Source organism: Arcanobacterium sp. (ex Cirak et al. 2026), from assembly GCF_053585065.1.
Window position 1 is genome coordinate 1 of the sequence record NZ_JBQJCE010000022.1, and the last position, 5,294, is coordinate 5,294.

The window sequence follows — 5,294 nt, forward strand, 5'->3', positions numbered from 1 at the left end:
GTGAGTGTGTTGTTTGAGATCTCAATAGTGTGTCAGCTTTTTATGTCTGACTTGGATTGAACATTTTTGGTGTTTGGTTTGGGTTGGTTTTTGTTTGGTCTGGCTGGGCTCGTTTGTGGGTTTGGTTGGGCTGTTTTTTATGCCAGTTTGTCTGGTTTTTTTGGAGCCTTTTTTGGGCTTTCTGGATTATGGATTGGGACTGCTTTTTGTGGTTTTGGTTTTTGTTTGGAGAGTTTGATCCTGGCTCAGGACGAACGCTGGCGGCGTGCTTAACACATGCAAGTCGAACGATGAAGCTGGAAGCTTGCTTTTGGTGGATTAGTGGCGAACGGGTGAGTAATACGTGAGTAACCTGCCCCCTTCTTTGGGATAAGCCTGGGAAACTGGGTCTAATACTGAATATTCTGCGTCTGCCGCATGGTGGGTGTTGGAAAGGTTTTTCTGGTGGGGGATGGGCTCGCGGCCTATCAGCTTGTTGGTGGGGTGATGGCCTACCAAGGCGTCGACGGGTAGCCGGCCTGAGAGGGTGACCGGCCACATTGGGACTGAGATACGGCCCAGACTCCTACGGGAGGCAGCAGTGGGGAATATTGCACAATGGACGCAAGTCTGATGCAGCGACGCCGCGTGGGGGATGAAGGCTTTCGGGTTGTAAACTCCTTTTAACACTGAACAAGGCGATGAGTTGAGGGTAGGTGTTGAATAAGCGCCGGCTAACTACGTGCCAGCAGCCGCGGTAATACGTAGGGCGCGAGCGTTGTCCGGAATTATTGGGCGTAAAGAGCTCGTAGGCGGTTTGTCGCGTCTGCTGTGAAAGACCGGGGCTTAACTCCGGGGCTGCAGTGGGTACGGGCAGACTAGAGTGCGGTAGGGGTAACTGGAATTCCTGGTGTAGCGGTGGAATGCGCAGATATCAGGAGGAACACCGATGGCGAAGGCAGGTTACTGGGCCGTTACTGACGCTGAGGAGCGAAAGCATGGGGAGCGAACAGGATTAGATACCCTGGTAGTCCATGCCGTAAACGTTGGGCACTAGGTGTGGGGCCTTTTCCATGGGTTCTGCGCCGTAGCTAACGCATTAAGTGCCCCGCCTGGGGAGTACGGCCGCAAGGCTAAAACTCAAAGGAATTGACGGGGGCCCGCACAAGCGGCGGAGCATGCGGATTAATTCGATGCAACGCGAAGAACCTTACCAAGGCTTGACATACACCGGAATCATGCAGAGATGTGTGCGTCTTCGGACTGGTGTACAGGTGGTGCATGGTTGTCGTCAGCTCGTGTCGTGAGATGTTGGGTTAAGTCCCGCAACGAGCGCAACCCTTGTCTTGTGTTGCCAGCACGTGGTGGTGGGGACTCACGAGAGACTGCCGGGGTTAACTCGGAGGAAGGTGGGGACGACGTCAAATCATCATGCCCCTTATGTCTTGGGCTTCACGCATGCTACAATGGCTGGTACAGAGGGTTGCGATCCTGTGAGGGGGAGCGAATCCCTTAAAGCCAGTCTCAGTTCGGATTGGGGTCTGCAACTCGACCCCATGAAGTCGGAGTCGCTAGTAATCGCAGATCAGCAACGCTGCGGTGAATACGTTCTCGGGCCTTGTACACACCGCCCGTCACGTCACGAAAGTTGGTAACACCCGAAGCCCGTGGCCTAACCTTTTTGGGGGGAGCGGTCGAAGGTGGGATTGGCGATTGGGACGAAGTCGTAACAAGGTAGCCGTACCGGAAGGTGCGGCTGGATCACCTCCTTTCTAAGGAGCCTGTTTCTTCCTGTTTTTTGTTGTTGGGGAGAGTCTTCACATGTTTTTGTGGGGGTTGGGTTTTCTAGTGGAAATAGGAAGCTGGCATGCTGTTGGGTTCTGGGGTAACACCCGTGCTGCCTGTGATGATGGTCTTGCTTTTTGCGGGGTTGTTGTTGTGGTGTTGGTGTGGTGGTTGAGAATTGTATAGTGGACGCGAGCATCTTTTGGTTTTTTGTAAGTGTTCAAGGGCGTTCGGTGGATGCCTTGGCATGTAGAGCCGATGAAGGACGTTGTTGCCTGCGATAAGCCTCGGGGAGTTGGCGAACGAGCTGTGATCCGAGGGTGTCCGAATGGGGAAACCTGGCCAGAGTTGTTTCTGGTGACCGCTGCCTGAATGTATAGGGTAGTTGGGGGTAACTCGGGGAAGTGAAACATCTCAGTACCCGGAGGAAAAGATATTCTGTGAGTAGTGGCGAGCGAAAGCGGATGAGGCTAAACCGGTTGTGTGTGATAGTCGTCGGATGTTGCATGATCGGGGTTGTGGGACCTGCTGGAGAGGACCGACGTTCTCTTGGCGAGTGAGAAACTAGTGGCATAGTCGAAGTTGTTGGGAAGCAATACCGTAGAGGGTGAGAGTCCTGTAGATGAAATGTTGCTGGCTCGTTGTGGTGTTCCCGAGTAGCACGGGGCTCGTGGAATCTCGTGTGAATCTGCCCAGACCACTGGGTAAGCCTAAATACTCTATGTGACCGATAGTGGATAAGTACCGTGAGGGAAAGGTGAAAAGTACCCCGGGAGGGGAGTGAAATAGTACCTGAAACCGGACGCTTACAATCCGTCAGAGCCTCTTTGATGGGGGTGATGGCGTGCCTTTTGAAGAATGAGCCTGCGAGTTAGTGGCATGTAGCGAGGTTAACCCGTGTGGGGTAGCCGTAGCGAAAGCGAGTTTTAAAATGCGTTGTAGTTGCATGTTCTAGACCCGAAGCGGGGTGATCTACCCATGGCCAGTGTGAAGCACGTGTAAGAGCGTGTGGAGGCGCGAACCCACTTCAGTTGAAAATGGAGGGGATGAGCTGTGGGTAGGGGTGAAAGGCCAATCAAACTCCGTGATAGCTGGTTCTCCCCGAAATGCATTTAGGTGCAGCGTCGCGTGTTGCTTGGTGGAGGTAGAGCGACTGGATGGCTGATGGCCCTTACCCGGGTACTGACGTCAGCCAAACTCCGAATGCCATTAAGTTCAGCGCGGCAGTGAGACTGCGGGGGATAAGCTCCGTAGTCGAGAGGGAAACAGCCCAGACCGCCGGTTAAGGCCCCTAAGCGTGTGCTAAGTGGGAAAGGATGTGGAGTTGCTGTGACAACCAGGAGGTTGGCTTAGAAGCAGCCATCCTTGAAAGAGTGCGTAATAGCTCACTGGTCAAGTGATTCCGCGCCGACAATGTAGCGGGGCTAAGTACACCGCCGAAACCGCGGCAGACATTTTTTGTTTGGGTAGGGGAGCGTCGTACGTGAGGTGAAGCAGCACAGGGAACTGGTTGTGGATTTCGTACGAGTGAGAATGCAGGCATGAGTAGCGAATGACGGGTGAGAATCCCGTCCGCCGAATGACTAAGGGTTCCAGGGCCAGGTTGTTCCGCCCTGGGTTAGTCGGGTCCTAAGGCGAGGCCGACAGGCGTAGTCGATGGGCAACCGGTTGTTATTCCGGTACCGGCGAAGGACCGTCCAATGCTGAAGCTTGTGATACTAACCATCCGATCTGTGCTGGTCTCTTTCGGGAGTCTGGTGATGGGGAGCGTGGGAACTGAACTTGTGTGTAGGTAAGCGTGTTAACAGGGGTGACGCAGAGTGGTAGCTTCCGCGTGGCTAATGGCTTGCCACGTTTAACAGTGCAGCCTGTTTCCTAGGTAAATCCGGGGGACGTGAAGGGTGAGGCTGGATGATGACCCATTTTTTTGGGGAAGTAGAGTGATCCTGTGCTGCCAAGAAAAGCCTCGACGCGAGGTCCGAGCCGCCCGTACCCTAAACCGACACAGGTAGTCGAGCAGAGTATGCTAAGGCGTTCGAGAGAATCGTGGTTAAGGAACTCGGCAAAATGCCCCCGTAACTTCGGAAGAAGGGGGGCCTGATCCTTGAAGTCTTTTTCGGGCTAGGGGTGATGGCCGCAGAAACCAGGGAGAAGCGACTGTTTATCAAAAACACAGGTCCGTGCGAACACGTAAGTGGATGTATACGGACTGACGCCTGCCCGGTGCTGGAAGGTTAAGAGGAATGGTTAGACATTTTGTGTGTCGAAGCTGTGAATTTAAGCCCCAGTAAACGGCGGTGGTAACTATAACCATCCTAAGGTAGCGAAATTCCTTGTCGGGTAAGTTCCGACCTGCACGAATGGCGTAACGACTTCTCCACTGTCTCAACCGCGAACTCGGTGAAATTGCATTACGAGTAAAGATGCTCGTTACGCGCAGAAGGACGGAAAGACCCCGGGACCTTTACTATAGCTTGGTATTGGTGTTTGGTACGGCTTGTGTAGGATAGGTGGGAGACTGTGAAGCATGCACGCTAGTGTGTGTGGAGTCATTGTTGAAATACCACTCTGGTTGTGCTGGATGTCTAACCTCGGACCATGATCTGGTTCAGGGACAGTGCCTGGTGGGTAGTTTAACTGGGGCGGTTGCCTCCTAAAATGTAACGGAGGCGCTCAAAGGTTCCCTCAGCCTGGTTGGTAATCAGGTGGCGAGTGCAAGTGTACAAGGGAGCTTGACTGTGAGACTGACAGGTCGAGCAGGTGCGAAAGCAGGAACTAGTGATCCGGCGGTGGCTTGTGGAAGCGCCGTCGCTCAACGGATAAAAGGTACCCCGGGGATAACAGGCTGATCCTGCCCAAGAGTTCATATCGACGGCATGGTTTGGCACCTCGATGTCGGCTCGTCGCATCCTGGGGCTGGAGTAGGTCCCAAGGGTTGGGCTGTTCGCCCATTAAAGCGGCACGCGAGCTGGGTTCAGAACGTCGTGAGACAGTTCGGTCCCTATCCTCTGCGCGCGTAGGAAACTTGAAAAGGGCTGTCCCTAGTACGAGAGGACCGGGATGGACGAACCTCTGGTGTGCCAGTTGTTCCGCCAGGAGCATGGCTGGTTGGCTACGTTCGGAAGGGATAACCGCTGAAAGCATCTAAGCGGGAAGCCTGCTTTAAGATAAGGTTTCCAAACACCCCTTTTGGGTGTGTGAGGCCCCCTAAAGATGATGGGGTTGATAGGCCAGACGTGGAAGCCCGGTAACGGGTGGAGCTGACTGGTACTAATGGCCGACCACCTACAAGTAACTAATCTAACGATAGATCCTCGCGTCCTCTATACAATTCTGGACCACCAAACACACTCACTCGAGTGTGGTGGTGTTAGTCCACCCGTTTGACGGTGGTGATAGCGGTAGGGAAACGCCCGGTCCCATTCCGAACCCGGAAGCTAAGCCTACCAGCGCCGATGGTACTGCACTCGTGAGGGTGTGGGAGAGTAGGACACCGCCGTCAACCCATATTCACAGTCACTGGCCCCCAC

Annotated in this window: 3 rRNA genes; all 3 read left to right on the forward strand. The window is 54.1% G+C overall.

Features of this window, described 5'->3' with window-relative positions:
* The first annotated feature begins 222 nt into the window (after positions 1–222).
* Positions 223–1,751 (forward strand): 16S ribosomal RNA (locus tag ACTOVJ_RS08150).
* A 223-nt stretch (positions 1,752–1,974) separates the two neighbouring features.
* Positions 1,975–5,057: ribosomal RNA gene (locus ACTOVJ_RS08155) — 23S ribosomal RNA — on the forward strand.
* A gap of 92 nt (positions 5,058–5,149) precedes the next feature.
* A 5S ribosomal RNA gene (gene rrf / locus ACTOVJ_RS08160) occupies positions 5,150–5,266 on the forward strand.
* The 16S, 23S and 5S rRNA genes sit together here, the layout of an rRNA operon.
* Positions 5,267–5,294: the final 28 nt, after the last annotated feature.